Source organism: Stenotrophomonas maltophilia (genome assembly GCF_900186865.1).
GTDB lineage: Bacteria > Pseudomonadota > Gammaproteobacteria > Xanthomonadales > Xanthomonadaceae > Stenotrophomonas > Stenotrophomonas maltophilia.
The window spans coordinates 4,343,685-4,367,527 of sequence record NZ_LT906480.1 but is presented as its reverse complement, the minus strand read 5'-3'; the positions used below and the strand labels follow the sequence as shown (position 1 = coordinate 4,367,527).

The window sequence follows — 23,843 nt, the reverse complement described above, 5'->3', positions numbered from 1 at the left end:
TTCATGACAGGGGAAGGAAGAACATGGATGGAGTACGTGCTGTATCGCGCCCGCGTGGCGCCATCGGCGGCAAGGTCCTGCTGGCGCTGGTGGCAGTGCTGGGAACTGGCCTGGCCTCAACGGCAAATGCAGAGCCTTACAACCTGGAAGGCCATCGGATCGTATCCGTCGCAACTGGCTGGGGCGGGGAAGGGTTCTACCTGGTGACGCAAGGTGTGCTTCCAGCGGGCTCGGATTGTGGGGGTGGCAATCGCTTCATTCTCCTCAATGATCATCCGATGCAGAGGGAGATGGTCTCGATGCTGCTCATCGCCTGGCAGAACAAGCTGCGTGTTGGATTGCGTGTCGACGGCTGCACCTCCGGGGTAATGCAGCTGAGGGCCGTGACGATGCCTGAGGCCTGATGTCTGAATCCACAGGGGAACTACATGATGATGAGTGACGCGACGCCGGGCTTCCGCAGGAAGTTGGGAGCGGGGGTGGCCTTGACGTTGGCCTTGTGCCTGTCTGCACCACTGAAGGCGGAGCCAACCAGCGATCAGATGACGATTCTGTCGCTGCGGCCGTACATGGACGGCCCGGCGGGAATTGTGTACGTGCATGTTTCGAGTACGGCCTTCTGCAATACCGATACCTTTGCAATCGACATGTCCCGGCCGGGTGCCAAGGAAGCGTACGCGGCGGCGTTGGCAGCGCTGACATCGGGGAAGAATGTCCGGCTCGAGGCGTTCAACTCCACCGGGTGCAATGGCTGGGCGACCCGGCTCCAGTCGATCTTCATCCACGCGTAACGCTCCACGGATGGATCCAGGACGCGATGATCCTGGGGTATCGCGCACAGCCCTGGGGCGTGGATAAAAAGGGGGCGGCCCTGAGGCCGCCCCAAACCGTCAGGAGAACACGCGTCTAGAAACGAACCGACCAGCGCATGTTGGCGCTGTGGTCGCGGCTTTCACTGCCGTACTGGCCGCTGTAACCCAGCTCCAGCTGCTGGCGCGGGGTCAGCCAGGCCGACAGCCCCAGCTCGGCCAGCACGGCGCTGTCGGCAATCGGGGCGCCTTCGACCGCGAAGGTGGTGCTGCTGTTGGCGAATGCGAGGTCGGCCAGCTGGCGGCGGTCACCCGAGGCACGGCGGTAGCCCACGCCCCCACGCAGGTGCAGCCAGCTGTCCTGCTGGAATGATGCCTTCAGGCCCTTGTCGAAGCGCAGGCCAGCGGTGGCGATCGTGGTGCCGGTGTCGTCCACCTTGCCGTGCAGGGCGGCTGCACCACCGCGCTCGTTGATCGGCTTCAGGTCCACCTCCACGCGCGCGACCTGCAGGTAGGGTTCCAGCCCGGCCTCCGGGCCACCAAAGCGGTAGCCGGCTTCGATGAAGGCCTGGCGGGTATGCGCGTTGTAGCGGGCGCTCAGGCTGTCGCTGAACCCTGCGAAGTCGACATCGCGGGTGCTCTTCACCTTGTGCTTGCTCCAGGCGACGCCGCCACGCAGGCCGAGGCCGCCCCAGTTGTGACTGGCATATGCACCGAAGTGGGTGTTGTCGATCTTCGACTTGGCACGAAGCGCCTGCTGCTTGACGTCGGTGCGGCCGGTGCCAGCCAGGACGCCGACCTGCCAGCCAGAGAACTCGTGGTCGATACCGGCCAGCAGGCCGTTGCTGTTGGCTTCGGTGCGGGCGGTATTGCTGTTGCCGTCCAGCCTGCTGTTGCTGCCCAGAGCCTGCACCCAGGCGCCGGTGGCGTCGCCCGCATCGGCGCCTGGCGCGACTGCACCTGCACGGCGGGACAGCGCGGCATCGCGAACGTAGCGGCTGCCTTCCACCAGTGCGAGCGGCGTGGCTGCGTGCAGTTCGCCGCTGAGGCCGTCGAGCACGCCGCCGACCTGCTGCGGGAACAGCTGGGTCAGCGGCTTGGGCAGGCCCTGGTTGATTGCCAGCAGGTCCGCCGCGGCGGCCACCGCGCGCTGGTTCGGGGTGGTGGCGGCGCTGGCCAGCGAGGCACCGCGTGCCACGTCGATGCGGGTGCCATTGGTGCCGTAGGCGAGGCTGAACTGCAGGAACGGCGAGAACGCGCTGAAGTCGGTTTTCGCGAAGTGGCCGTTGATGCCACCGTCAGCGCGGATGAAGTTGAACTGCTCGCCGAGATAGTAGATGCCTGGTTCCGGCAACGCGACCAGCGTGCCGCCGAGGGTGGCGGTACCGGTCACGTGCAACTGGTCGCTGCGCCCGCCAGGCGCGAGTTCGGCGGCGTAGACGCCGGTCGCGCCCTGCACGTAGTCGCCGTTGATGGTCAGCGTGCCGATCGAATTGCCGGGCGCGATGGTGCCGTCCACTCGGGTGCTGCCCAACGTGCCGATACCCTTCAGCAGGCCGTTGCTGCCGACCGTGGTGGTGCCGCCGGTCTGCATGCCATTGAAGGACACCACGCCGCCATTGACGGTCAGGTTCCCGTCCTTCAGAACGCCGCTGGCGCTGACCGTGCTGACGCCACCGGTGGTGGTGAGTGCGGTGGAGACCAGGCTGCCGTTGAGCAGGAACCGGCCGCCTTGCACATCGACCGCCGAGGTGAGGGTGTTGCTGCCGTTCAACTCCAGCGTGCCCTCGCGCAGCACCGCGCCGTTGAAGCTGTTGTCGCCGCTCAGGCGCAGCCAACCGATGCCGGATTTGGTCAGCGTGCCGGGGCCGCCGATGTCATTGGTCCAGTCGTCCCAGGCATCGCCCTCCCACACCTTCAGGCCGCCGGCCCTCTGGTTCATCACCACGTTGGTATCCACGCGCAGCGAGCCATAGCCCTCGATGGCCCTGCGCAGGTCAACCATGCCCCAGCCGTAGATCGGGTCGACGCCTGCCGCACCGAGATCGCGCGCGGTGGTCAGCAGGACGTCGCGCACCTGGGCGTTGTCCAGGTAGGGGAAGCGCTCCATCAACAGGCCGAGTGCGCCGGTGATATGGGGGGCGGCCATGGACGTGCCGGTCTTCAGGCCGTAGTCGTACGTGGGATTCTGGCTGTCGATGAGAAGACGGACGTAGTCTGCGGTCTTCTCCAGCCGTCCCTGGATGTCACCGGAAACGATGGTGCTGAGGATTGCCGTGCCGGGTGCGGAAATGCACCAGTTGGCGGCAGCGCCACAGATGCTCGAGCCTGCGTTGATCACGTAGTCGGTTTCACCATTGGCTGTATTGGGCTGGCGAACGTTGGCGACGGCCAGCCAGTAGGGCTCGATCTCCGGCTTCCAGCGCGGCAGGGCCGCGGTGATACCGGCGACGGCGCCGCTGCCATTGCCGGCCGACCAGACCTGGATCAACTGCGAAGCGGGGGCGTTCGCACTGTCCTTGTAGATGCTTCCGTATACGTCGTAGCCGGCACCGATGCGTGCGTACTGGGCATCCAGTGCGGCCACGGTCATGTTGCGGGTGGAGATGCCCCAGCTGTGATTGATGGCACGCACGCCTTGTGCCTGCAGCTGCGCGTACATGTCCAGCCTTGCGGCACCATCGGGATCCGTCCGTTCCACGGCTTCAGGCAGGTAGCCTCCGCTCGCCTGGCGCCTCCATTCGTAGTAAGTGTCACCAAATACACGGGCGGTCGTCAGATCTGCACCGAAGGCGACGCCGTGCATCCCCGTGCCATTGCGGTTGGCGCCAATGGTTCCGAGGACATGCGTGCCGTGATCGGCATAGCGGAAACCCCATTCACGGCCTGCGGCAATGATGTTGGCCTGCAGGGAAGCAGGCACGCCCGCGCCGAGCGTGTAGTAGTTGATACCCGGTTGATCACCCTGTGTCTGGCTGCACGCGCCGGTACCGCCGACGGTTCCCGGTGACGCACAGTTCGGGCCGATGGTGATGCTGGAGGTGTTGCGGCCGGCGAATTCGGGGTGAGCCAGTGCCGAGCCGGTGTCGAACAGCGCCAGGCGCACGCCCCTGCCGGTCAGGCCGCGGGCATACGCGTGGTCGGCCCCCATCGCACCCAGGCCCCAGTCGGCGTTGAATTCATCGCTGCGCCAGCTGGCGGCATCGCCCGGACTGCCGAGCAGGGCGGTGGCGGTTGCCGCAGGCATGGCGGCCGTCGATGCTGCAGGCGCGCTGACGGCGGGCTGTGCCCACGCCGCCTGCAGCTGGCGCTGTTGCTGCCATGCGTCCAGCGCCTCGCCGGCCATGGCGGGCGCGGCAGCGGCAAGCAACAGGGAGCTGGACACGGCCAGCGCGAGGCGGCTGTGCAGCGGGGAGCGGGAGCGGGAGTGGGACGAACGGCCGTGCAGCGGGTGATTCATCGGGCAACTTCCTTGGTGGACGGGCAACAAGGCCGTTAACGCCAATCCGTGGCGACATCCCCCATGCATGTGAAAGGAGAATTGTGAACAGGTTAAGTGTGCGTGACAGTGGGCTTCACTTCGTCTCCCCGTGTCCTCGCTAACGTGGGCCGGCCTGGGCTCACCAGGCTTATCAAGGAGTGATGGCGATGCGTGTTGTCAGGAAGGTGATCGCAGTGGCGGTATTCGCGTTGGCGTGTACCGGTTCGGTGGCAGTGGCAGGGCCGGTCGAGCCCTGCGACCAGCCGTGCTGGCGGGCTTATCAGATGTGCCTGGCCAGTGGCACCGATGCCGGTGAATGCCAGCAGGCGTACAACACCTGCGTGGTCGATCTGTGCATGGGCGTGTGAGTCGCGCCGTTTGAGCCTTACGCAGAGCCCCGTCATCGACGGGGCTCTTCTGTTCCAGCGATCGCCTCAGATGGCGATGCGGGCATCTGGCCCGAGCCCGCTTGCGGGCCATGCACGCAGCGGCGAGGATGGGAAGTCGCACCGGAGCCGCTGCACATGGCCGTCAAACGTATTGTCGCCAACATCGCCACGCCCGACCCGGCGCGTGCCGCAGCGTTCTATGGCGGGCTGCTGGGCATGCCGGTGGTGATGGATCATGGCTGGATCGTCACCCATGGCGGGCAGGGCAGTGCGCTGGCGCAGGTGAGCTTTGCCAGCGAAGGGGGTTCCGGCACCGCGGTGCCCGATCTGTCGATCGAAGTGGACGACCTGCAGCAGGTGCTGGAGCGCATGCACGCGGCCGGCATCCCGCTGGAGTATGGCCCTGCCGACGAGCCTTGGGGAGTGCGTCGTTTCTTCGTCCGCGACCCGTTCGGGCGGCTGTTGAACATTCTCGCCCACACCTGAGCGGGAAGCGTTGCGTCAGCGGCGTCTGCCGCTGCGCGTCGGCGCTGCCGGAACGCCGACCATGCGCAGGCAATCCGCTTCCACAGCGGCGATGAAGGCATCGGCATCCTGTGCGGGTGTGGCGATCAGGTCGTCGGTGGCACCGTGCACGCCGGCATAGATCAACGAGGCGGTGACCTGTGGAGCAGGCAGTTGCCACAGTCCGGCTGCGTTGCCCGCTTCGAGGATGCCCAGCAGCTGCTGCTGGATCGCATTGCGCTCGGCATTGCCCCGCTGGTGGTGGTGATGGTTGGCGTACACCACGTCATGCAACGCGTGGGTGCGCGCGTAGATCTCGATGTTGGCGCGGATCCAGGCGCGCAGGCGCGCTGCGCCATCACCGGCAGGGTGCTGCTGCACTGCCTGCTCGACCTCGTCCATGAACTGCCGCGTGTAGCGCTGCGCCAGCGCCTGCAGGATCTCGGTGCGGGAGGCGAAATAGGTATAGAAAGTGCCCTTGGCCACGTCGGCCGCGGCGACGATGTCGCTGATGGTGGTGGCGTCCACGCCCTGCGAAAGGAACAACGCCTGCGCGGCGTCCATCAGTTCCTCCTGGCGGGTTTCGGCGGGCTTGGTGCGAGGCCTGGCGACAGCTGGGGTCTGCATGGTGGGCGGTATCCGGGTGTGACGGACGCCATTCTAGCTGCCCCTGCGCACTGACTGACCGCCAGTCATTGACCGACGGTCAGTCAGTCGATAGGATGCGCGCACATCCTCCCCCCGGATCCACGCATGAGACGCCTCCAACGGCCCGCCCTGGTGCTGGCGGCCTACCTCGGTACATTCCTCGCTTCGCTGGACATCAGCATCGTCAACGTGGCCCTGCCAACCCTGCAGCAGGCGCTGCAGACCGACATGGCGGGCCTGCAATGGGTGATCAACGCCTATGCGATCGCACTGTCGGCGCTGATGCTGTCGGCCGGTCCGTTGGGGGATCGCTACGGTCATCGGCGGATGTGGCTGCTGAGCGTCGCCACCTTTACCATGGGCTCGCTGCTGTGCGCCTGCGCCAAGGACCTTTCGACCCTGGTTGCCGGGCGCGCGGTGCAGGGCGTGGCAGGTGCGCTGTTGATTCCCAGTGCGATGCCGATCCTGAGTCACGCATTTCCCGATCCGGGCCAGCGTGCACGCGTGATCGGTGGCTGGTCCGCCTTCAGCGCGCTGGGCCTGGTGCTTGGCCCGTTGCTCGGCGGTGCGCTGGTGCAGCGGGCCGGCTGGCCCAGCATCTTCCTGATCAACCTGCCTTTGGGGCTGCTGGCGTTTGTGCTTGGCGCCTGGAGTATCGCCGAGCGACGGCACCCGCAGCACGCCGCGCTGGATCCGGCCGGGCAGCTGCTCAGCATCGGTGCACTGGGCACGCTGTGCTATGGCCTGATCGCGATCGGCGAGCAGGGCCTGCTGGCCCCGGTGACGCTTCTGGCGCTGGGCGCCGCAATTGCGGGGCTGATCCTGTTCGGCATCGTCGAGCGGCGGGTGGCACGGCCACTGCTGCCGCTGGACCTGTTCGCCGACGGTCGCTTCCGCATGCTCAACCTGGCCTCGTTCGTGCTGGGCTTCACCGCCTACGCGAGCCTGTTCTTCCTGTCGCTTTTCTTCCAGCAGGCACAGGGGCACAGCGCCGCGCTGGCAGGCTCGCAGCTGGCTCCCCAGTTCCTGTTGATGGGTGTTGTCTCGCTGTTGTTCGGGCGCCTGGTTGCCCGCCTCGGGCTGCATGCCGCGCTGGTGCTGGGCTACGTCCTGGCCGGTGTGGCGCTGTGCGCAATGGCCACGTTCGAACCGGCTACTTCGCGCGCTTATGCCACTGCCGTGCTGATGCTGCTTGGCATTGGAATGGGGCTGGCGGTGCCGGCGACCGGCATGGCGATCATGGCCAACGCACCGGCCGAACGCGCAGGTATCGCGTCAGCCACGATGAACGCGCTGCGCCAGGCAGGCATGAGCCTGGGCATCGCGCTGATGGGCAGCCTGATGGGCCAGCGTGCCGTACAGCAGTTCACCGCCTGCGCACAGGCCGCAGGGCAGCAGCGGCTTGTTGCGCAGGCGCGTGAACTGATCCTGCACCCGGGCTCGATGCACGCCACGCCGCAGGTGCTGACCTGGTACCGCAGTGCGATGGCCAGCGGGTTCGGTTGGGCGATGGCGGTGGCGGGTGCGCTGGCCCTGCTTGCGGCGCTTGGGCTGCATCGGCAGCGTGCATCGGCTTGACGCGCAGCATTCAGCCCTGCTGGCGTTGCGGGTCCTCTGCCGTGCGTTCGATCGCCTGAGGCTGTTGTTGCTGCTGGCGCGCGTTGGCGTGGCGTGCGTGTCCACCTTCGCGTCCGATCGTGGCCATGTGCTGGCGGTCGCGGCTGATCGCTTCGCCGCCCTTGCGGCCTGCGACACGTGCTTCGGCCGGACTGAATTCGTGCGCATTGCCGGAGGCATGTGCCGCGCGCCCGCCCTTGGCGGCGATCGCGCGCTGTTTGTCCTGGTCCATCGAGGCGAAGCCCCGGTTGGAGCTGCGCGGGTTCTGCTCAGTCATGTGAAATCTCCTGCAGTGTGGACGCCGCCTTCGTGGACGACGGCGTCCATGCTTGGCCATCGCACGCTAAGTCCAGGTCGCTATCTTCGCCCCGGTTTTCACGCGCCCTGCGCACCGGGATGATCACGCAGCCGGCCCGGCGGCCGCATTCGTCGCGTATTCACTGCCGGCCCTCGGATGTGCGGCAACGCCGGCGGCCGCAGTGGCGGTGCCGCACATATGTTCGATGATCCTGTGCTGCTGCCCGATGGCTATCAGATCAGCGTTCCGGACCGGCAACCGATCAGACTGCGCACCGGTGGCAACGGCGAACGGACCGGTGTCGCGCCCCACGCGGCAGGCGGCGACGATCCACTCTCCATCGCGCGTCAACTGCTGGCTCCGCCGAAGTCGTCAGGATGAACGCACAGTTGCGCGGTCGTCCTATCGCAGATGTTCCGTTGCATGCCTAGAATCGAAGCATCCCGGTAGTTCCCGGGCGCTTCGAGTGAATGGACTCAATGAAGATTCTGTTGACCGGCAGTTCCGGGCGGATCGGGCGCGCGATCTTCGGCGCGCTGGCGGCTGCCCATGAAGTGGTGGGTCTGGACCGCAGTCCGTTTGCCACCACGCGCATCATTGCCGATGTCACCGATCATCAAGCCGTCGTGCGCGCGGTGCAGGGCGTCGACGCGGTCATCCATACCGCGGCCCTGCATGCGCCACACGTGGGCCTGGTACCGGACGCGGTGTTCCAGCAGATCAACGTGGACGCGACTGCGCACCTGCTGCAGGCGGCGCGCGAGGCAGGCGCGCGGCGGTTCGTGTTGACCAGTACCACCGCGCTGTACGGCCACGCGGTGATGGCAGGGGGATGCCGCTGGATCGATGAGGATACCGAGCCGCTGCCGCGAACGATCTACCACCGCAGCAAGCTGCAGGCCGAGGCCCTGGCTGAAGCTGCCGCCGCACCGGACTTCGGGGTGCGCGTGCTGCGGATGGGGCGCTGCTTCCCGGAACCGCCGGAACGGATGGCGATGTTCCGGTTGCATCGTGGGATCGACGCCCGTGACGTGGCCAGTGCCCATGCCGCGCTGCTGCTGGATGAGGGGCCGGCCTTCGCCCGCTACATCGCCTGCGCCGCGACCCCGTTCCGTCGCGAGGATTGCCTCGAGCTGGCCACCCAGCCGCGCAACGTACTGGCCCGGCGCGTACCGCAGCTGCTGGCCGAGTTCGAGCGCCGCGGCTGGCCATTGCCGCTGAGCGTCGACCGCGTCTACGACAGCGCCCGCATCCGCAGGGAGCTGGGGTGGCAGCCGCGTTTCGGGCCGGACGCCGTGCTGCAGCAGTACGCCGCAGGCAGCATCGAGGTGTTGCCACGCGCGGAGTGGATCAAGGATCGGGTGGCCGAATAGGGGACGCGGGGACGGATCCTCTGTCCCGTCCCTGAGTGGATTCAGGAATGTGTAGGCCGGTCGCCTCAACCTCGTTGGCAGGCGGCCGCTAACCCGGTGCGCTTCCTGCGCCGGGCGGGTCCCGGCGGCCGGTGGCCTGCGCGACGGATCGCGCGCCTGCGCGGTGCCCTCCCGGTGCCGGTCGTCCTGAACTGCCTTGCGGACCCCTCCATGCCTTCTTCCCGTTCCGCCGCTGCCCGCCGCCCGGGCAGCATCGCCCACAAGCTGATGCTGGGCACCGCCGTCATCGCGCTGCTGTGCTTCGGCCTGACGGCGTTCCTGATCTATCGCCAGGCCAGTGCCAGCCTGATCGATGCCTCGCGCCAGACCATGACCAGCGAGGCCAACGCTGAAGCGCGCCAGGTCGCCGCCGATCTGGGCACGGCGTTTGCCAGCAACGATGCCATGGTCGAAGCCGTGCTCGCCCAGCGTGCGCGGGGTGACGTGCCCGATCGCGCCAGCCTGGCTGCCGTGCTGGGCGAGCAGCTGCGCACCCACCCGGAGTGGCTGGGCAAGAGCACCATGTGGGAGGCCGATGCCTTCGATGGCAAGGATGCCGAGTTCGCCAATACCGCGATGCACGATGCCAGCGGCCGCTACATGAGCTACTGGGCCTGGCATGACGGCAAGCCGCAGCAGTCGACCATGACCGACTACACCGAAGCCGCCGACGGCTCGGCCGACTGGTATGTGGTACCCAGCCGCGACAAGCTGCCCAAGGTCAGCGAGCCCTATGCCTACGACATCGCCGGCCAGCAGGTGCTGATGAGCACGTTGAGCTCGCCGATCGTCGAAAACGGCACCTTCCTCGGCGTGTTCACCGTCGACTTCTCGCTGGCGGCGCTGCAGAAGCACCTGGCGACGCTGACGCCGATGGGCGCAGGCCGCGTCGAGCTGCTTTCGCCCAACGGCGTGGTGCTGGCCTCGGCGAATGCCGCCGAGATCGGCAAGCCGCGCACCGACGCATTGACCCGCAGCATGCTGGCCGACATCGCCGCCGACCGCCGGTTCGAAGCCTTCACGCCCGATGCAGCCGGCAACGTGCGCGTCTACGTGCCGCTACGCGTGGGCAATGCCCCGCAGCGCTTCGCGCTGGGCGTGGTGATGCCGCACGCGGTGATCGTGGCCGAGGCGCGCCAGCTGCTGTGGTTGACGCTGCTGGTGGGCGTGGTGGCCGCGTTGACGCTGAGTGCCGGCGTCTATGTGCTGCTGCGCCGCCTGGCGATCCGCCCGTTGGCCGAAGCGGTGCGGGTGGCGGGTGACGTAGCCGCCGGCAAGCTCGACAGCACCTTGCCTGCGCGCAGCAACGATGAAGTGGGCCGCCTGCTGGACGCGATGCAGGGCATGCGCGGGCAGCTGCAGGCGGTGATGGCGGCGCAGGCGGAAATGGCGCGCCGCCACGATGCTGGCGAGCTGAGCTACCGCATGGACGCCACTGCCTTCCCCGGCGAGTACGGCCGCATGGTGGCCGACAGCAACCAGCTGGTGGCTTCCAGCAATGCGGTCACCCAGCGCCTGGTCGAGGTGATGCAGCGTTACGCGGTGGGTGACCTCAGCGTGGACATGGAAGCGCTGCCGGGCGAGAAGGCGGTGTTCACCGCAGCGATGGCCACCACCAAGAGCAACCTGGCCGCGATCAACGAGCAGATCCAGCAGCTGGCCGCCGCCGCGGCGGCCGGCGACTTCGCTGTACGCGGTGATGCCCAGCGCTTCGACCACGATTTCCGCCGCATGGTGGAGACCCTCAACATCATGATGCAGGTCAGCGATCACAACCTGGCTGAGCTTTCGACGCTGCTTCGCGCGATTGCCGCCGGCGACCTCAGCGCACGCATGCGCGGCGATTTCCATGGCGTGTTCGCGGTGATGCGCGACGATGCCAACAGCACCGTGCAGCAGTTGACCCAGATCGTCGGCCAGATCCAGCAGTCGGCCGCCAGCATCCGCCTGGCGGCGGGTGAGATCGCTGCGGGCAACAGCGATCTCTCGCGTCGTACCGAGCAGCAGGCCGCCAACCTGGAAGAAACCGCCGCCTCGATGGAGGAGCTGACCTCCACCGTGCGCCAGAACGCCGATCACGCGCTGCAGGCCAATACCTTGGCAGGATCCGCCGCTGACGTTGCCAGCGAGGGCGGTGAAGTGGTCAACCAGGTGGTGCAGACCATGGAGCAGATCGAGGCCTCCTCGCAGCGCATCGCCGAGATCATTTCGGTGATCGACGGCATCGCCTTCCAGACCAACATCCTGGCGTTGAATGCGGCGGTGGAAGCGGCGCGGGCCGGTGAGCAGGGCCGCGGCTTCGCGGTGGTCGCCAGCGAAGTGCGCGCGTTGGCGCAACGCTCGGCGGGCGCAGCGAAGGAAATCAAGGAGCTGATCGACGCATCCGTGGCACAGGTCGGTGCCGGTGCGCAGCTGGTGCACGGTGCGGGCCGTACCATGCAGGCCATCGTCGGCCAGGTGGGGCGCGTCAACGAGATCATGGCCGAGATCTCGGCTGCGTCGCGCGAACAGTCCGCCGGCATCGAGCAGGTCAACCAGACCGTGGTGCAGATGGATGAGACCACCCAGCAGAACGCCGCACTGGTGGAGGAAGCCAGCGCCGCGGCGCGGGCGATGGAGGAGCAGGCCGAGCAGCTGGCCGTGGCGGTCTCGCGCTTCCGCCTGCGGGCCGAACCGGAGGCCATGGCCCGCCGCGCGGCCTGATCCCGGAAACGAAGACGCCCGGCGGGGGCCGGGCGTCGGTGGCATCCTTGCCGCGCATCCTGCGCAGGTCTGATGGCTCAGAACATTCCTTCAAACGGGTTCCAGCTGGTACGTCCTTCCACCTTCTCCAGGTAGTAGCTGTAGTTGGTGCTGGAGGCGACCAGCAGGTTCATGGCGATGAACAGCATGCGCCCGACGACGTCCGGAAGGAACATGGTGATGATGGCCAGCGCGATGTTGATGCCGATCACCACCAGTGCCTTGCGCCACATGCCAAGAATCAGCAGGTAGATGGCACCGAAGAACAACGCGAAGAAGTTCAGGTTGATCTTCAGGCGGTCACCAAAGGACAGCGCCTTCCAGGCCTGCTTGAAGCCGGGGTTCTTGGGGGCGCCGTGCTGGCGGAAGAAGTTGAAGCGGAACTGCCACTTCGGGCTGAACTGGGACAGGTCAGTGGTATTCATTGGGGGGAGACATCCCTGTGAGAAAACGTTTTCATGATAGGACAAGTCCTATTCAGGATCCAAGCGTCACCGTCAAAAATGTGACGCCTGCCTTGTTCCGGCTGCTGCGGCAGGGGCGCGCACCGTCACCCGCCCGCCTTGTTTTTAGGATAGGGTGCGCAGTTCCGCTGCCGCACCAGCTGAATCCGTGCGGCGGCGGGATGTCCATGGAGGTTGCATGACCACACCTGCTACACCGGAAAACGCACCGGGACCGGTGCTCCTGCCGACACCTGAAGTGGTGCAGGCACAACAGCTGCTCGCACGCCAGCAACTGGCAGTGGCGATGGACCGTGCACGCACGGCGGCTACGCAGAGCGCGGCGCCCGCCGCCGCATTGGAAAGCGAGTAATCCGCAACACCGCCGATCGCGCTGGCCCGTCGCCAGCGCGATCGCGGCGGACGCTCTTGGTCAGAACCGCGCGGTCATGCTGAGGAAGTAGCTGCGCCCGGCCACGAAGTAATCGGTGGAGCCTTCCGCATACAGCTTCTTGTCGGCCAGGTTGCTGACGCCGCCACGCAGGGTCAGTACCTCATTGACGTTCCAGGCGGCGGTCAGGTCATACAGCGTGTAGGCCTTGAGGAAGGTCGTCGCCGTGCCGGCCTGCCTGCCGGTGTACTGCGCCGACAGGCTGCTGGAAAACACCGCGTCGGGCGTCCAGTCCAGCGACGAATAGCCCGAGAATTCGGGGGTATCGATCAGGTTGCGGCCGGTGGTCAGGTTCCTGGCTTCCTTCATCCACGTCGCCGAGGTGCGCCAGCGCCAGTGCTCGCCGAAGCGGACATTGAAGTTGCCTTCCATGCCGCTGGTGCGTGCGCGCTGCACGTTGCTCATCCGCGTCCACCAGATGCCGTTGAACCTGCCCAGCGGTGCGTACTCGATCTTGTTCCTGAAGTCGGTGTGGAAGTAGGTCAGGCCGGCATCGACCAGATCGTTGTCGAAGCTGATGCCGATTTCGCGGTTGGTGCTGGTTTCCGGGTCCAGGTCCGGATTGCCGGCCATGTAGCAGCCGCCGCGGGTATAGCCCAGCGGAATCAGCGAGGTGCAGCCACGGCCACCGGACTGGGTGGCGGCGCTGGCGGAGTTCTCGGTCAGGCTGGGGGCGCGGAAGCCCTTGGAGACGCCACCGCGGATGGTCCATTGCTCGGCCGGATGCCAGACCAGGTAGGCGCGCGGGCTGACGTGGCCACCGAACTTCTCATGGTGATCCAGGCGCGCGCCCAGGGTCAGTGCCAGGGTGCGGTGCAGCTTCAGTTCGTCTTCGACGAACAGGGCCCAGGTATCCACTTCCAGATCGGAGCCGCTGACGGCATTGCCGGTATAGTCGATCGGCGCGCGGCCGATGGTGTCGGTGTTGGTCAGCTCCTGGCGCTTCCACTGGCCGCCCACGGCGAACTGGTGTTCAACGCCGAGGGTGAACGGCGTGGTCAGGCTGCCCTCGATGATCGTATCGGTGGCTTCGGAACGGCCGGTAGCACCGATGTCGTTCCTGTACTCGGTCCAGTACGCACTGATCTTCGAATTGCCGAAGCTCCACTTGCCATCGTGGTTGAGCGCCAGCGAGCTGCGCTTGAGTTCGCTGGCACCCCAGGCGCCTTCATCCTGCTTTTCCAGCGAAGCGTCGATGAAGGCCTGCTGCACGCCATGGCCGGCTTCGAGCGACAGTTCCTGCGCGTCGCTCAGTTTCCACTGCAGCAGCGCATCGACATTGCGGTCCTTCTCGCCTGCATACGCGTTGCCGTAGACACCACCATTGGAGCGATCCGAATCGCGGCGCATGCTGTTGGCACCGATGCGCAGGCCGAAGCGCTCGCCGAGCGGGCCGGAGAACGTCGCACCGATCTGCTGGGTGTCGCCGCGCTTGCCATCGCCCGGGCGGGTATAGCTGTGGGTGGCGCTGCCGCTCCAGTCATCACCGATGCGCCGGGTGATGATGTTGATCACGCCGCCCATGGCGTCGGAGCCATACAGCGACGACATCGGTCCGCGCACCACTTCGATGCGCTCGATCTGGTCAGGCGAGATCCAGTTCAGGTCCTGGCGGCCCAGGTCCGGCCGGTAGTTGGTCGAGGCCGAGCTGCCCATGCGCTTGCCGTCCACCAGCACCAGCGTGTAGTTGGACGGCATGCCGCGCAGCTTGATCTTGGACTGCTCGCCAACCGCACTGAGGCCACCGGTCACGCCGGGCACGCGGCTGAGCAGGGTGGCCAGGTCGTGCACCGGCTGGCGCGCGATGTCCTCGCGGCTGATCACGCTGATGCTGGCCGGCGCATCCTTGATCCATTGCTGGTTGCCCGAGGCGGTGACCACCACGGTATCCAGATCCTTGGTGGAGGCATCGGCACTGGCCTCTGCGGCGGCCAGGCCGGGCAGGGCAAGCAGGCAGGCGGTGGCCAGGGCGCAGGCCAGGCGGGTGCGCGGCAGGCGCGCGGAAGGGGTACGGAACGACAGGGACATGACGGCTTCCATCGGAGGAGGAGGACCCGGTGGAAGCAGCAGGCGCACGCAGACAGCAGGCAGCCCCCTTCCATGGGTCGTAGGGCGCACGGTTCGGGCCGGCGCAGCTGGGTGGGTCTCGGCCGTAAGGAAGACGGCGACCTGCCTGGTTAATGAAATGATAACCGTTCGCGTTTGTTACGATCCAGTACCCGGTGCCACGAAGCGACATTCCCCTGCGCGGTCCACCATCGCCTGCTGTTTGCTGAATGGGGATAAATCCCGGCATAGACCTTCGCACTCGGCTTACATCCGGCGCCCTAGACTGGGCCGCATTTTCGATTCCGCCCCGTTGGAGATCGTGTGGGTTCCGGTAGTGACAGACAGCGACTGTGCGGCCAAGGGCCGGTACAGCCAGGACAAGTGCGGGCGCCGGGAAGGCGCGCCGGGAACCTTCGCGCATGCAGCCCGGCCGGGACGGCCGGCCATGCCGATCGTGGGGAGTAAGCGGTGATGGGGGGTCAAACCATCCACGCGGAAGCGGATGCGCCCCGGCTCGACGCCGGCTGGGCGCTGCTGCCGGCCGAATCTCCGCTGCCGATGCCCGAACAGACCCTGCGCGAAGGCAAGCTGAAGGTCCGTCGGCACCGTACCTCGCCACGCCTGATCGGCCTGCGCCGGTTCTACATCTTCGGCGGCACCCTGGCCATGACCGCCATCGCCACCCGCATGATGTGGCGGGTGCTGTCGGCCAATGGCATCAGCGTGCTGGAAGCCTGCCTGCTGGTGCTGTTCGTCGGCCTGTTCGCCTGGATCGCGCTGTCCTTCGCCAGCGCCGTGGCCGGCTTCCTGACCGCCGTGTTCGACCGCGGCTATCGCCTTGGCATCGACCCGGACAAGCCGCTGCCGACCGTGCACAGCCGCACCGCGCTGCTGATGCCGACCTACAACGAGGATCCGCGCCGACTGCTGGCGGGCCTGCAGGCGATCTACGAGTCGGTGGCCGCCACCGGCCAGCTCGAACGCTTCGACTTCTTCGTGCTCAGCGATACCCGGCGCGAGGACATCGCACGCGCCGAGGAGCAGGTATTCGCCGAACTGCGCGAGCGCGTGCCGGACGGCCAGACGCGGCTGTTCTACCGCCGCCGTGGCGACAACAGCGGGCGCAAGGCCGGCAACATCGCCGACTGGGTGCGCCGCTTCGGTGGCGCTTACCCGCAGATGCTGATCCTGGACGCCGACAGCCTGATGACCGGCGACAGCATCGTGCGCCTGGTGGCCGGCATGGAACACAACGCCGATGTCGGCCTGATCCAGACCCTGCCCTCGGTGATCGGTGGCCGCACCCTGTTCGCACGCATGCAGCAGTTCGGCGGTCGCGTGTACGGCCCGGTGATCGCCCGTGGCGTGGCCTGGTGGCATGGCGCCGAGAGCAACTACTGGGGCCACAACGCCATCATCCGCACCCGTGCCTTCGCCGACCACGCCGGCTTGCCAGCGCTGCCGGGGCGCAAGCCGTTCGGCGGCCACGTGCTCAGCCACGATTTCGTCGAAGCAGCGCTGATGCGCCGTGGCGGCTGGGCCGCGCACATGGTGCCGTACCTGGGGGGCAGCTACGAAGAAGGCCCGCCGACCCTGACCGACCTGCTGGTGCGCGACCGTCGCTGGTGCCAGGGCAACCTGCAGCACGGCAAGGTGGTCGGCAGCCGTGGCCTGCACTGGATCAGCCGCACCCACATGCTGATCGGCATCGGCCATTACTTCACCGCGCCGATGTGGGCGATGCTGATGCTGATCGGCATTGCGATCCCGCTGTTCCAGGAAGGCATCGATTTCAACGCCCTGCTGCACCTGTCACCCAGCGTGTACTGGCGGGCCCAGGACGAGGAGCAGGTGGTGCGCCTGTTCGCCGCCACCATGGCCGTGCTGCTGCTGCCCAAGGTGCTGGGCTATCTGGCGATGCTGCTGGACCCTGTCGACCGCCGCGGTTGCGGCGGTGCGATCCGTGCGTTCGTGTCGATGCTGGTGGAGACCGTGCTGGCCGCACTGATGGCACCGGTAGTGATGTACGTGCAGTCGCGCGGCGTGGCCGAAGTGCTGTCCGGCCGCGATTCCGGCTGGGACGCACAGCAGCGTGACGATGGTGGCATCTCGTGGATGGCCTTGATCCGTGGCTACGGCGGGTTGGGCGTGTTTGGTGCGTTCATGGGTGTGCTGGCGTGGGCGGTGTCGCCGTCGCTGGCAGCCTGGATGGCGCCGGTGGTGATCGGCATGGTGCTGGCCGTTCCGGTGGTGGCGCTGACCTCCTCGCGCGGTCCGGGTGCCTTCCTGCATCGCCTCGGCCTGCTCGACATCCCCGAAGAGAACATTCCGCCACCGGTGCTGGTGCGCGCCGCGCAGCTGCGCCGGGAAGCCGCCGAGCAACCGCCGCTGTACTGATGGCCCTGCACCAGCGGCATAATGCGGCTCGAACTTGAAGGAGCCGCATCATGCTGCAAACGGTGGAACAGGAAACCGGCGCCTCGCCACAGTGGTCGGTGATCTGGCTGCACGGGCTTGGCGCCGACGGCCACGACTTCGCGCCGATCGTGCCGGAACTGGTGCGTCCGCACTGGCCGGCGCTGCGCTTCGTGTTCCCGCACGCACCGGTGCGGCCGATCACGATCAACAACGGCGTACCGATGCGCGGCTGGTACGACATCGTCGGGATGGACTTCCGCTCGCGTGCCGACATGGCCGGCGTGCAGGAATCGGTGCTGCAGCTGGATGCGCTGATCGCACGTGAGATCGAGCGCGGCGTCGCGCCGGAGAAGATCTTCCTGGCCGGCTTCTCGCAGGGCGGGGCGATCATCCTCACCGCTGCACTGTCGCGCACCGCGCCACTGGCCGGCCTGATCGCACTGTCCACTTACCTGCCGGAAGCCGAGAGCGCCAGGCGCGTTGACGGTGCGGTGCAGGTGCCGGCGTTCATGGCCCATGGCAGCAGCGACCCGGTGATTCCGCAGGCGGTGGCCGTACACAGCGCGCAGGCCCTGCAGGCGCTGGGCCTGGAGGTGGAGTGGCACAGCTATCCGATGGCCCACCAGGTCTGCGCCGAAGAGATCCAGGCGCTGGGTGACTGGCTGCAGGAACGGTTGGGCGCTGCCTGAGCCATGCCCCCGGCCAGCACATCGCCGTGGATGCCGGAACTGTGCCGCCTGCCGCGGCTGGCGGCGATGCTCGGCCTGGCCCAGCTGGTGGTGGTGGTGCTGGCGCTGGCGCCCGATGGCAGCCGCCACTGGACCTTCGGCGAGCTGCTGTCGGCCAGCGGCTTCGCGCTGTGGCTGGCGCTGGCGGTGACCGCCAGCCTGTGCCTCCTGCGGCAGGCTCTGTCGAGGCTGCCGCCGGTGCTGGGCGCTGTCGCGGCGATCGTGCTGGCGACCCTGATCGCGGTGGTCTGTGCCGGCATCGTGCATGCACTGTACGCGGTACTGGGCGACAACTTCGCCCGCGGCATCAGCTTCTGGCGCTTCACCCTGGGCAGTGCGGCAACCACGGCACTGATCGCCGCGCTTGCCCTGCGCTACTTCTATGTGAGCGATCGCTGGGCCGCGCAGGTGCAGGCCAACGCGCGTGCCCAGGCCGACGCGCTGCAGGCGCGGATCCGGCCGCACTTCCTGTTCAACAGCATGAACCTGATTGCCAGCCTGCTGCATCGCGATCCGGCGGTGGCCGAACGCGCGGTGCTGGATCTGTCCGATCTGTTCCGTGCTGCCCTGGGCGCGGGCGAGGGCGACTCCACCCTGCGTGACGAATGCGAGCTGGCCGAGCGCTATCTGTCGATAGAGTCGCTGCGCCTCGGCGAGCGTCTGCAGGTGCGCTGGCAGCGCGATGAGCCGCTGCCGTGGGACCTGCCACTGCCGAGGCTGGTACTGCAGCCGCTGGTGGAAAACGCAGTGCTGCATGGCATTTCGCGGCTGCCCGAGGGCGGCACCATCGAATTGCAGCTGGTGCGCGAGGGCAAGGAGCTGCAGATCTGCGTGCGCAATCCCGCACCCGATCCGCAGGCGCCGGGGTTGGCGCTGGCGCGTGGTGCCGGCCATGCCCAGCACAGCATCGCTCATCGGCTGGCCTGGCGCTTCGGCGCCGCCGCGCGGATGACGGCTGGCTGGAGCGAGGGCTACTATGCCTGCCAGGTGACAGTGCCGATCCAGTGAGGGGACGACCGTGAGGGTAGTCATCGCCGATGACGAACCGCTGGCGCGGGAACGCCTGCGCAGCCTGCTGGCGGCGCAGGACGGGGTGGACGTGGTGGCCGAGGCCGGGAACGGCGAGCAGGCCCTGCATGCGTGCGCGGAGCTGCAGCCGGACCTGGTCCTGCTGGACATCGCCATGCCCGGGCTGGACGGCCTGGAAGCCGCCCGCCACCTGGCCAGCTTCGAGCCGCGCCCGGCGGTGGTGTTCTGCACGGCTTATGACGCGCATGCGCTGTCGGCGTTCGAGGCGGCGGCCATCGATTACCTGATGAAGCCGGTCCGCGCCGAGCGCCTTGCCGCAGCGATCGCACGTGCACGCACGTTCCTGGCCGGCCGCGATGGCCAGCCGCAGGACAGCGGCGGGCAGCAGGCCCGCAGCATGCTGTGCGCACGCCTGCGTGGCAGCCTGCGGCTGATCCCGCTGGACGACATCCACTACCTGCAGGCGGAAGAGAAGTACGTGGTGGTGCACCATGCGCGCGGCGAGGACCTGATCGAGGAGTCGCTGAAGTCGCTGGAGGAAGAGTTCGCCAGCCGCTTCATCCGCATCCATCGCAACTGCCTGGTGGCGCGCCACGAGCTGGTGGAGCTGCGTCGAGGCGCGGGTGGTCAAGTGCAGGCGGTGCTGCGGCATGGAAAGCAGCCGCTGGAAGTCAGCCGCCGCTGCGTGGCGACGCTGAAGCAGGAATTGCGGCATCTGTGAGTGGTCCCGCGCGGCCTGCGGCCGCGACTGCTTACGAGCAACGTCTGGAGCAACGGCAACTGCAACTGCAACGGCGGTTGGTCGGCGCGTTGGTGCTACGTACTGGGTCGGGCCGGGGTGGGGTGGCGGGACACGCTGCAAGTACATCCCTGTAGCTCGATGGCGCCATCCATGGCGCCAACGGTCCCGCCACCCCACCCCGGCCCAACCCTCTCGTTTTTCCCGCGTCGGACGGCAAAGGCATTGTTGTTATCGGGTGGGGAAAGAGGGGTCAGATCCCTTTTCCTGCGGAAAAGGGATCTGACCCCGGAAGCAATCGGCTTTTGATTCTTTCTTTTGATCTTCCGTGGCTGATGCACACGGAAACTGTCAGAGGCCGGGCGGGGCGGGTTCGCGGGGGTGTCCGCGGCATGGATGCCGCGGCCAAGCCTCCACGGACGGATTCACGGCGTCCCCCGCGAACCCGCCCCGCCCGGCCTAGTGCAATGATCCAGCAGTTCGCTCCAGCCACGAGGGGCTCCGCCGTTGGCCGTATCCGCGCCGAAGGCGCGATAATGACCGGATGGAAACCGTCCGCATCGCCACCCGCAAGAGCCCGCTCGCCCTCTGGCAGAGCGAACACGTCGCCGACCGCCTGCGCCAGGCCCATCCCGGCTTGCATGTGGAACTGGTGCCGATGAGCACTCGCGGCGACGAAGTGCTCGACCGTTCGCTGGCCGCCATCGGTGGCAAGGGCCTGTTCCTGAAGGAGCTGGAGCTGGCCATGCTGCGCGGTGAGGCCGACTGCGCGGTGCACTCGCTGAAGGATGTGCCGATGGAACTGGATGCGCCGTTCGCGTTGCCGGCAATGCTGACCCGTCACGATCCCGCCGATGGCTTCGTCTCCAACCTGTACGCCTCGCTGGACGCGCTGCCGATCGGTGCGCGGGTCGGGACCTCGTCGCTGCGTCGCCAGGCGCAGCTGCGCGCGCTGCGACCGGACCTGGAACTGCTCGACCTGCGCGGTAACGTCAACACCCGGCTGGCCAAACTCGACAACGGTGGCTACGATGCCATCGTGCTGGCCGTGGCCGGCCTGGAGCGTCTGGGTCTGGGCGAGCGCATCGTCGCGCGCCTGCAACCGCCGCAGTGGCTGCCAGCCCCGGCGCAGGGCGCGGTGGCGGTGGAGTGCGATAGTGGCAATGCGCGTCTGATGGCGTTGTTCGCCCCGCTTGATGACGCGGCCACGCGTGCCTGCGTGGAAGCCGAGCGGGCGATGAACCGTGCGTTGCATGGCAGCTGCCACGTGCCGGTGGCGGCCATCGCGCAGTGGCAGGGCGATGACCTGCACCTGCAGGGGCTGGTTGGCAGCGCCAGCGACGGCCGTGCGGTGCGCGCCGAAGCCGTGGGCCCAGGCAGTGATCCGGAAGCGCTGGGCCAGCAGGTGGCGAAGATGCTGCTGGATGCCGGTGCCGGCGAACTGCTGAACGTCTGAGCCATCGCAGGTCGTGCCGGCCAGCGGCCGGCACTACCGGAAGAAGAACGGGCGCCCTTGGCGCCCGTTTCTTACTTGAACTTGTAGACCACGTTCATCGTGGTCAGCGTATCGGTCTTGCGCTTGTCCTCGGCCACGTCACTGTTGTAACGCGCCTGCCAGCCGGCCTTCAGCGCCAGGTGCTCGTTCATGCTCACCGACACGCCGAAGTCGTTCTGGCCGAAGGTGTTGTACGAACCGGATTCGACCAGCAGGGTGTTGACCAGGTCGGTGTTGTCGGTCAGCGAGTACTTCATGTCGAACAGGCCGCGGCCGATCATGCCGGTGCGGGTGCGGTCGTCCTCGGTGCTGTGGGTGCGGCGCACACCGGGGCCGATCTGCGCGTCGAACGAGAAGCGCTCGGTGTTCCACAGGCGGGTGCCGTAACCCAGACCGAACGAGCTCTGGCGGTCGTAGGTGGCGAAGTCGTCGCGCTCGGTACGCACCGTGGCCGTCAGCTGGCGGTGCTCGCCCAGCTGCAGCGCGCTGCCGGCACTGCCGGTGTAGCGGTTGGCGGTGGTGTTGTTGCGGCGGGTGGTGGTGCCGTCGTCGCGGGTCTCGGTCACCTTGGAGCTGGAACGCAGGCCGGCCAGGTCCATGCTGTGCACCCAGTCGCCGTCGGTGTAGCGCAGGCGCAGGCGGCCGTTGAAGCTCTCGGTGCTGCTGTTGCCGCGTGCCGAGGCGAAGCCGAGCTCGCCGCCACTGCCGCTCCACGGCGAAGACATCGCCGCCAGTTCGGAGGCATCCTGTGCATACGCGAGCGGCGCGCACAGCAGCAGGGGGATCAGCAGGGACACGCGCAGGGACATCGGGGCTTCTCCGAAGCGGTTGACAGCCGGTGATGATACTGGAAGCGTGATGGCGGTCAGAATCGATCCAAGGCGCGCTTCAGCAGACGTTGCCGCGGACGCCTATTCAGGGCAGATCGATACGCAATGCCGGGTCGTTGAAGCGCGAATAGCGCAGGCGCAGCTGGAAATTGCGGCCATTGCTGCTGCCGCTGCGCACGATCTGCCGTGGCAGGCCCTGGGCGTCCACCCAGTACTCCAGGCGTTCGCCGGCCTGCGCGCCGCGCAGGCGGTAGTGACGGGTCTCGACTCCATCCAGCGATTGGCTGCCCAGGTCTTCGGCCTGCAGTTCGGCAGGCAGGGCGTCGGCCGGCAAGGGATTGCGCCACTGCTCCAGCAGGCCCGGCGGGGTGGGAACCTGGCGGATCGCACCGTCGGCCTGCAGGAACATGGTGTCGCCAATGATCGTCTGCGGCCCGCCCGGGGTCTGCACCCGGAAGCGGTCGGGGGCGACGAAGTCCATGGCACTGCGCACCGGCTGCGGCGCGCCCAGCACCTCCAGCTCGGCATGGAAACTGCCCAGGGCCGCAAAGCGTTGGCTGGCGCCGAGTACGGCCTGGGCCGGATCTGCCGCGGGCACGGGGGCTTCGGTCCTGGCCGGCGCCGGTGCGCGATCGCAGGCAGCCAGCAGCAGGCAGGCCAGCAGGGACAGGGCGGGCAACCGGCGCATCGGGCATTCCATGGGGGTGGGGGCGACCACGATAGCCCAAACGTCCCACACAAGACCCGCGACTCGGACATAATCGGGGGTATGGACCGATACGAACGCATCACCGCCCTGCATCGTCTGCTCAAGTCCGCGCGCTATCCGGTGACGGTGGCGACCCTGCAGGACAAGCTCGGTTGTTCCCGTGCCACCGTCTACCGCGACCTGGCCTTCCTGCGCGATGCGCTGATGGCACCGATCGAGGGCGACGGCGAGGCCGGCTTCCGCTACCAGGCCGACGAGAGCGACCGCTTCGAACTGCCTGGCCTGTGGCTCAGCTCGGAGGAGCTGCACGCCCTGCTGGCCTCGCAGCACCTGCTGGCGCGTACCGGCGGCGGCGTGCTGTCCTCGGTGCTGGCGCCGCTGCAGCAGCGTATCGAGAGCCTGCTGGCTGCCCAGGCCGGTGTCTCCAACTGGCCGGTGGACCGTGTGCGGGTAATCCCGCACCGCGGCCGCAAGTTCGATGAAGGCAGCTTCCGCAGCGTGGCCTCGGCGGTGCTGGAGCGCCGCCAGCTGGCGTTCGAGTACCGTGCCCGTTCCACCGACGAGCCGACCAAGCGCACCGTCTCGCCGCAGCGCCTGACCCATTACCGCGACAACTGGTACCTGGATGCCTGGGACCATGACCGCGAAGCCCTGCGCAGCTTCGCCGTGGACCGCATCCACAAGGCGCGCGTGGTCGACAGCACTGCCCGTGACGTCGCCGACAGCGAGCTGGACGAGCAGCTGGGTGCCAGCTACGGCATCTTCTCCGGTGCGCCGAAGGGCTGGGCGACCATCCTGTTCAGTGCCAAGGCCGCGCGCTGGGTGGCCGACGAGCATTGGCACTCCAAGCAGCAGGGCCGCTTCCTGGCCGATGGCCGCTATGAACTGAAGGTGCCGTACAGCGTCTCACGCGAACTGCTGATGGACGTGCTGCACTACGGCTCGGATGCCGAAATCGTCGAGCCGGTGATGCTGCGCGAGCAGGCCAAGGCGCTGCTCGAGCTGGCCCTGAGCAACTACGAAAAATCCTGACACTCCCCCCGAGAACTCCT

The 23,843-nt window shown here is 67.4% G+C and carries 21 protein-coding genes and 1 pseudogene; 15 read left to right on the top strand and 7 right to left on the bottom strand.

Annotated elements, in window-relative coordinates:
* Positions 1 to 23 precede the first annotated feature (23 nt).
* Positions 24 to 404 (top strand): hypothetical protein, encoded by a 381-nt coding sequence (locus CKW06_RS20555; RefSeq protein WP_032964146.1) that lies wholly within the window; start codon positions 24 to 26, stop codon positions 402 to 404.
* A gap of 30 nt (positions 405 to 434) precedes the next feature.
* Complete coding sequence (locus tag CKW06_RS20550; RefSeq protein ID WP_231910813.1) at positions 435 to 791, top strand: hypothetical protein; 357 nt, start codon at positions 435 to 437, stop codon at positions 789 to 791.
* Between the two features lie 115 nt (positions 792 to 906).
* Here the strand turns inward: CKW06_RS20550 and CKW06_RS20545 are convergent, their stop codons facing one another.
* Positions 907 to 4,269: an autotransporter domain-containing protein gene (locus tag CKW06_RS20545; protein ID WP_024957917.1), complete on the bottom strand. Its 3,363-nt coding sequence runs from the start codon at positions 4,267 to 4,269 to the stop codon at positions 907 to 909.
* Positions 4,270 to 4,457: 188 nt separating this feature from the next.
* On the opposite strand from CKW06_RS20545, the gene CKW06_RS20540 reads away from it, so the two are divergent.
* Both CKW06_RS20540 and CKW06_RS20535 read left to right on the top strand, forming a co-directional pair.
* Positions 4,458 to 4,658, top strand: a complete 201-nt coding sequence (locus CKW06_RS20540) for a hypothetical protein (protein WP_005411162.1) — start codon at positions 4,458 to 4,460, stop codon at positions 4,656 to 4,658.
* 156 nt (positions 4,659 to 4,814) lie between these two features.
* The gene (locus CKW06_RS20535) at positions 4,815 to 5,165 is read left to right on the top strand and encodes a VOC family protein (RefSeq protein WP_005411161.1); all 351 of its coding nucleotides are present in this window, start codon (positions 4,815 to 4,817) and stop codon (positions 5,163 to 5,165) included.
* A gap of 15 nt (positions 5,166 to 5,180) precedes the next feature.
* Here CKW06_RS20535 and CKW06_RS20530 read toward each other — a convergent pair whose 3' ends face one another.
* Positions 5,181 to 5,810, bottom strand: coding sequence for a TetR/AcrR family transcriptional regulator (locus tag CKW06_RS20530; RefSeq protein WP_005414565.1), 630 nt, complete (start codon positions 5,808 to 5,810; stop codon positions 5,181 to 5,183).
* A 126-nt stretch (positions 5,811 to 5,936) separates the two neighbouring features.
* Here CKW06_RS20530 and CKW06_RS20525 point away from each other — a divergent pair, with 126 nt between their 5' ends.
* Positions 5,937 to 7,409, top strand: a complete 1,473-nt coding sequence (locus tag CKW06_RS20525) for an MFS transporter (protein WP_024957918.1) — start codon at positions 5,937 to 5,939, stop codon at positions 7,407 to 7,409.
* Between the two features lie 10 nt (positions 7,410 to 7,419).
* On the opposite strand, the gene CKW06_RS20520 is transcribed toward CKW06_RS20525, so the two are convergent.
* The gene (locus tag CKW06_RS20520) at positions 7,420 to 7,725 is read right to left on the bottom strand and encodes a KGG domain-containing protein (protein WP_024957919.1); all 306 of its coding nucleotides are present in this window, start codon (positions 7,723 to 7,725) and stop codon (positions 7,420 to 7,422) included.
* 121 nt (positions 7,726 to 7,846) lie between these two features.
* Between CKW06_RS20520 and CKW06_RS24135 the strand changes: the two are divergent.
* From CKW06_RS24135 to CKW06_RS20505, 3 genes and pseudogenes are all read left to right on the top strand, one after another.
* A pseudogene (locus tag CKW06_RS24135) lies at positions 7,847 to 8,127 on the top strand (S41 family peptidase); the annotation flags it as partial.
* A gap of 98 nt (positions 8,128 to 8,225) precedes the next feature.
* Complete coding sequence (locus CKW06_RS20510; protein WP_005411157.1) at positions 8,226 to 9,119, top strand: NAD-dependent epimerase/dehydratase family protein; 894 nt, start codon at positions 8,226 to 8,228, stop codon at positions 9,117 to 9,119.
* 210 nt (positions 9,120 to 9,329) lie between these two features.
* Positions 9,330 to 11,861: a methyl-accepting chemotaxis protein gene (locus CKW06_RS20505; protein WP_005411156.1), complete on the top strand. Its 2,532-nt coding sequence runs from the start codon at positions 9,330 to 9,332 to the stop codon at positions 11,859 to 11,861.
* Positions 11,862 to 11,938: 77 nt separating this feature from the next.
* On the opposite strand, the gene CKW06_RS20500 is transcribed toward CKW06_RS20505, so the two are convergent.
* Positions 11,939 to 12,325 (bottom strand): DUF2628 domain-containing protein, encoded by a 387-nt coding sequence (locus tag CKW06_RS20500; RefSeq protein ID WP_024957921.1) that lies wholly within the window; start codon positions 12,323 to 12,325, stop codon positions 11,939 to 11,941.
* 217 nt (positions 12,326 to 12,542) lie between these two features.
* Between CKW06_RS20500 and CKW06_RS23775 the strand changes: the two genes are divergently transcribed.
* Positions 12,543 to 12,716, top strand: coding sequence for a hypothetical protein (locus tag CKW06_RS23775; RefSeq protein ID WP_005411154.1), 174 nt, complete (start codon positions 12,543 to 12,545; stop codon positions 12,714 to 12,716).
* Positions 12,717 to 12,776: 60 nt separating this feature from the next.
* Here CKW06_RS23775 and CKW06_RS20495 read toward each other — a convergent pair whose 3' ends face one another.
* Positions 12,777 to 14,822: a TonB-dependent receptor domain-containing protein gene (locus CKW06_RS20495; protein ID WP_024957922.1), complete on the bottom strand. Its 2,046-nt coding sequence runs from the start codon at positions 14,820 to 14,822 to the stop codon at positions 12,777 to 12,779.
* A gap of 492 nt (positions 14,823 to 15,314) precedes the next feature.
* Between CKW06_RS20495 and mdoH the strand changes: the two genes are divergently transcribed.
* The 5 genes from mdoH (at position 15,315) to hemC (ending at position 21,213) form a co-directional block, all read left to right on the top strand.
* Entirely contained in the window at positions 15,315 to 17,240 is a 1,926-nt protein-coding gene (gene mdoH, locus CKW06_RS20485) for a glucans biosynthesis glucosyltransferase MdoH (RefSeq protein WP_005414555.1), read from the top strand.
* Between the two features lie 50 nt (positions 17,241 to 17,290).
* Complete coding sequence (locus CKW06_RS20480; protein WP_012481332.1) at positions 17,291 to 17,950, top strand: alpha/beta hydrolase; 660 nt, start codon at positions 17,291 to 17,293, stop codon at positions 17,948 to 17,950.
* Between the two features lie 3 nt (positions 17,951 to 17,953).
* Positions 17,954 to 18,997, top strand: coding sequence for a sensor histidine kinase (locus CKW06_RS20475; protein ID WP_024957924.1), 1,044 nt, complete (start codon positions 17,954 to 17,956; stop codon positions 18,995 to 18,997).
* Positions 18,998 to 19,007: 10 nt separating this feature from the next.
* Positions 19,008 to 19,739: a LytR/AlgR family response regulator transcription factor gene (locus CKW06_RS20470; protein ID WP_024957925.1), complete on the top strand. Its 732-nt coding sequence runs from the start codon at positions 19,008 to 19,010 to the stop codon at positions 19,737 to 19,739.
* 562 nt (positions 19,740 to 20,301) lie between these two features.
* The gene (gene hemC / locus CKW06_RS20465; protein WP_038646370.1) at positions 20,302 to 21,213 is read left to right on the top strand and encodes a hydroxymethylbilane synthase; all 912 of its coding nucleotides are present in this window, start codon (positions 20,302 to 20,304) and stop codon (positions 21,211 to 21,213) included.
* A gap of 71 nt (positions 21,214 to 21,284) precedes the next feature.
* Here the strand turns inward: hemC and CKW06_RS20460 are convergent, their stop codons facing one another.
* Both CKW06_RS20460 and CKW06_RS20455 read right to left on the bottom strand, forming a co-directional pair.
* The gene (locus tag CKW06_RS20460; protein ID WP_005411146.1) at positions 21,285 to 22,061 is read right to left on the bottom strand and encodes a DUF481 domain-containing protein; all 777 of its coding nucleotides are present in this window, start codon (positions 22,059 to 22,061) and stop codon (positions 21,285 to 21,287) included.
* 106 nt (positions 22,062 to 22,167) lie between these two features.
* Complete coding sequence (locus CKW06_RS20455; protein WP_038646374.1) at positions 22,168 to 22,770, bottom strand: LolA-like protein; 603 nt, start codon at positions 22,768 to 22,770, stop codon at positions 22,168 to 22,170.
* 81 nt (positions 22,771 to 22,851) lie between these two features.
* Here CKW06_RS20455 and CKW06_RS20450 point away from each other — a divergent pair, with 81 nt between their 5' ends.
* Positions 22,852 to 23,823: a helix-turn-helix transcriptional regulator gene (locus CKW06_RS20450; RefSeq protein WP_005411144.1), complete on the top strand. Its 972-nt coding sequence runs from the start codon at positions 22,852 to 22,854 to the stop codon at positions 23,821 to 23,823.
* The last annotated feature ends 20 nt before the right edge of the window (positions 23,824 to 23,843 follow it).